The organism is Cytophagia bacterium CHB2 (genome assembly GCA_030263535.1).
In the GTDB taxonomy this organism is placed as follows: Bacteria; Zhuqueibacterota; Zhuqueibacteria; order Zhuqueibacterales; family Zhuqueibacteraceae; genus Coneutiohabitans.
The window spans coordinates 1-4,628 of record SZPB01000443.1; the positions used below are offsets into that span (position 1 = coordinate 1).

3 protein-coding genes are annotated in these 4,628 nt (G+C 55.0%); all 3 read right to left on the reverse strand.

The window, feature by feature from the left end; translation table 11 throughout:
• Nucleotides 1-2,635 (reverse strand): 4Fe-4S dicluster domain-containing protein (locus FBQ85_26850; protein ID MDL1878753.1); only part of this gene is annotated, 2,635 nt, incomplete at its 3' end.
• Nucleotides 2,632-3,279, reverse strand: a complete 648-nt coding sequence (locus tag FBQ85_26855; protein ID MDL1878754.1) for a cytochrome C — start codon at nt 3,277-3,279, stop codon at nt 2,632-2,634. The genes FBQ85_26850 and FBQ85_26855, both read right to left, overlap by 4 nt.
• Nucleotides 3,280-3,571: 292 nt before the next feature.
• A complete protein-coding gene (gene glpK, locus FBQ85_26860) occupies nt 3,572-4,615 on the reverse strand; it encodes a glycerol kinase GlpK (protein ID MDL1878755.1) in 1,044 nt (347 codons plus the stop codon).
• Between the last annotated feature and the right edge of the window lie 13 nt (nt 4,616-4,628).

Below are 4,628 nucleotides of genomic sequence, written 5' to 3' on the forward strand. Positions count from 1 at the left end.
TATTGGCGCAATAACGCGTGCCGACGCAGCGATTGTAAACCATGTCATTCAAACCCTCATCGCTGTGCACCGTCGCGCCCACCGGGCACACCGGTTCGCACGGCGCATTTTCACAGTGCATGCACGGCACGGGTTGATGATAGGTTTCGGGATGATCGAGATCGCCTTCGTAATAACGATCGACGCGGATCCAGTGCAACTCGCGGCCAATGAGAACCTGTTCTTTACCGACAACGGCAATGTTGTTTTCCGATTGGCAGGCTACGGTGCAGGCATTGCATCCCAGGCAGGCATTCAAATCGATCACCATGCCCCAGGCATTGTCTTCGTATTTATGCTCGGGATAAAGCGTCATGCCAGGCGCCGGATCGTGCCCCATCTCATGCACGAAATCCGGATGCTCCCGATATTCGGCCAGCGTACCCTCGCGCACCAGATGGCGATTCTCCATGCTATGGTGCATTTGCGTGGTCGCGAGCTTGTAGCGTTCACCGGTTTTGCGAATCTCAACGCCGCTGCCAAACCACGGCGCTTCCGAGGTTCGCAAGGCATAGGCATTGAACCCGGAGCCGTTGGCAACTTGTCCGCCGGCGGTGCGGCCATAACCGAAATGTACAGTCACAGCCTCTTCGGGATGGCCGGGCATGATCCAAATCGGCGCGTTGATTTTGCGGTCTTGATAATTCAGTTCGACAACATCTTCATTGTTCAAATTCAAGCGCTGCGCGGTTGCCGGGCTGATCAGCGCGGCGTTGTCCCAGGTTAATTTCGTGAGCGGCTTGGGCAATTCTTGCAACCAGCCGTTGTTCGCAAAGCGACCGTCACCCACGTTGGGATCGGGGCGGAATATGATTTCGAGTCCTGATGATTGTGGATTGCGGATCGCGGATTGCGGATCAAATCGCTCATTTTTTAAGGCAACTTGCTTGGGTGACAGCGCTGTGCCTGCGATGACACCATCGTGCAGCGAGGTTTGCCAGAATTTTTCAAAATCAGAAGAATTCTGCTGCGCCTTCCAGTGATCGCGCACCGTATCATAACTCGTCAAGCCCGGCTGGCCTTGTAAGACGGCAAGCAGTTCGTGCGCTGATTTGCCGCCGTAAAGCGGCGCAATCAACGGTTGCATAATGGAAATCGTGCCGTCGAACGCGCGTGCGTCACTCCACGATTCGAGATAATGTGTGGCCGGAATGTGCCAGTGGCAAAATGCGGACGTTTCGTCTTCGTACAAACTGAGCTGCACACGCAACCCGACTTTGGCGAGCGCGCCGGAAAAATCCAGATCAACCGGCGCCGTAAACACGGGATTGCCGTCGAGTATCACAAGCATGTCAACCGCGCCGGCATTCATGTCTTGCACCAATTCACGCAACGATGCCAGTTGATCGCCGGGATTTGCTTCCACCGCTGCGGTATAAAAAACCGTTTTGCCAACATTTCCAAGCGCATGATTCATCGCATGCGCGAGCATATGCACCGACGGCGGCTGGCAGTCTCCTGCGATAATGATACTTGACCCGCCATGCTTTTGCAGATCGCCCGCGACCGCTTTGAGCCACTGCGATGATTTTGGATTTGAGAATGCAGATTGCGGATTGCCTGCTGCCGCAACGCCGAGTTCCGCTGCCAACGCCGCGGCAAAAGTTTCAATCTCGCTCGCGCGCAGGGCCAGGCGGTGATCCGCCATCGCGCCGGTCAGCGTGGGCGTGCTTTCGAGGGCATAGAGCCGATTCATTTCTGTCGCGCCCTCGGCGACACGGCGTTTTGCCGAAAACTCCCGCGCATAGCGCACGCTGTTAGGATGATCGACGAGAAAATCGGAATCCAGCGAAACAATAACCTGCGCGTTTTCGAAGCGATGATGGGTTTCGACATATTCGCCGAACGCCATTTGGGTGCCGGCCCGGCTGCTGTCGCGCGTCGCCGGCTCAAATTGATGCCACCTTGCCGCGGGAAATGCGGTGAGAATCTTGTTAAGCTGGCCGGCAAGCGTCGGCGAGGTGACGGTTTCGGTGAGAATGCGCAAGCCCGCGCCCTGCTTTTGCCGCAACGCTTCGAGCTTCAAATTCAACTCAACAAGAAAACCATCCCAGGTATCGATGCGTCCCGCCTTCTTCACCACTTGTGAACGATCGGGATCATACAATGTCAAAACCGAGGCTTGTGCAAAAATATCGGTTGCGCCCAAACTGGCGGGATGATCGGGATTACCTTCGACTTTGGTGGGACGGCCCATGTGGCTTTCGACCAGCAAGCCTTGCGCAAAACCGCGTTGCACCATGGCCGTGGCGAAATATAACGGCTTGCCCGCCACGAGTTGCTCGGGCGCTTGCACATACGGCACGATCTTCTCGACCGGTTGGCGGGTGCACGCATTCAAACCGGCCAAAGCCAGTGAAGCGCCCATAAACTTGAGAAAATTGCGCCGGTTCACCGCGCTGGAATAATCAACCACGCCTTCGGCGAACTCATTCTCAACGAATTTTTGAAACGCCGGCGTGTCGGCCAGTTCTTCCAGGCAACGCCAATATTGTTTGCCGTGTTTATTTTGCAAACGTTGCCGTATAGCTTCCAAATCGAGAGGGGCGGTTAGCGAGCCGGCCGGGCGATGCGTTATATTTATCGGAGTGTTCATCGATGACAAATCGAACAATTGGTTAATTTCTGGATGTCATATTCTTGCATGAGCTTCGCGCCCAACGCGGCTTGATCGTCGGCCTGCCACGTGGTGCTGAAGACTTCTTCGCGCGGCCGCACAAATTTTTCGGGATTGCGATGGCATTCGAGGCACCACGCCATGTCCAAGGGATTCTCGCGCCAGGTGAGCGCCATTTCCTGAATCGGGCCGTGGCAGGTGACGCAGCCCATGCCCTTTTTCAGATGAATGCTGTGATTGAAATAAACAAAATCGGGCAGATCGTTAACCCGCACCCATTCGATGGAGCGATCCTCACGCCAGCTCTCGCGCACCGGTTCCAGCATTTGTGCATTCGTGTGGATTTGTGAATGGCAAGTCATGCAAGTTTTGGTGGAAGGAACGCCGGCAAAACCGGTTTCTTCAACAGTAGTATGGCAATAACGGCAATCAATGCCGAGCTGGCCGACGTGATGGCGATGGCTAAACGGGACGGGCTGCTCGCGCACAACGTTTGCTTGCGTGACATACGACGACCGCTCGAACGCGAGCATAAACCAAAGCAGGCCGCCGACAAAAAAAACTGCGCCAAAAATACTGACTTTCGAAAAGGTGTTCGTACTCGGATGAAAAATCTGAGCCATCGGATCTCTCGATCAATAATCCAGCCAAACGTTATTTTCAAATTTGCGTAAGTATGTCATCAAAGGCGGGCGCACCTGTGCGGACCAACAAGCGCGACAATACGGCGAGTAATCTCGACCCTTCTACCTTTCCTGGTCTGCCCTACCCCCCGACTCACGCTCTCATGCAAAAACACGTCAAAAATAGAAAAGAATCCTACATTGTCAAGCGAATTTCTTATAAAATTAAGACAAAATAACGATGCAGCGCGTCATAAAAATCGCTCAACTCGCGACAGCGTTTTCGTTTTACTCAAATTAACCAACCGCGTGCGCGCGTCACGGCTTTTTGCCAATTTTGGTAGAGGCGTTGGCGATCGGCTTCTGGCATCTGCGCGGCAAACCTTTTTTCTTCCTGCCAGTGATGCGCAATATCCTCCAAATCACGCCAATAGCCGACCGCCATGCCGGCGAGATAAGCCGCGCCGAGTGAGGTGGTTTCTGTCACCGCCGGACGCACCACCGGAGTATTGAGAATATCCGCCTGAAATTGCATGAGCAGGTTGTTTGCCACTGCGCCGCCGTCAACCCGCAACTCGGCTATCGGCGTGCCCGCATCTTCCTGCATCGCCTGCGCCAGATCACGCGATTGATAAGCGATACTCTCTAAGGCCGCGCGCGCCATGTGACTGCGATTCGCGCCGCGCGTCAACCCGACAATCGTGCCGCGCGCCTCTGCATCCCAATACGGTGAGCCCAGACCGACAAACGCCGGCACGAGAAATACGCCGCCGTTGTCCTGCACTTGCGCCGCAAGATTCTCGATTTCAGCGGCGGATTTGATGAGTTGCAATTCATCCCGCAGCCATTGCACCACGGCGCCTGCAATGAACACCGAACCTTCGAGCGCATATTGCACTCTGCCGTTGCCAATTTGCCAAGCTATCGTGGTGAGCAAGCCGTTTTTTGAGTGAATGACTTGATCGCCGGTTGAGGTCAGCAAAAAACAGCCAGTGCCATACGTATTTTTGAACATGCCGGGCGTGAAGCACGCCTGGCCGAACAACGCCGCCTGTTGATCACCGGCAATGCCGGCGATGGGAATTTCAACGCCGAACAAATCCGGCGCGGTCAATCCGAAGATGCCGCTACTGGGGCGAACCCGGGGAAGTATTGCTGCGGGAATGTCGAGTTGGGAAAGCAAGTCGCGATCCCAATCAACGTCATGAATATTGAAGAGCAGAGTGCGTGAGGCGTTCGAGCAATCTGTCGCATGCACTTTGCCGCCGGTCAATTTCCACAACAGCCAACTGTCAATGGTGCCGAACGCGATATCGCCCTGGCGCGCGCGGAAGATGGCTCATGGGTGC

Coding starts and splice junctions, on each gene's coding strand:
- FBQ85_26855 (MDL1878754.1), bottom strand. CDS start 3,279: ATGGCTCAGATTTTTCATCCGAGTACGAACACCTTTTCGAAAGTCAGT.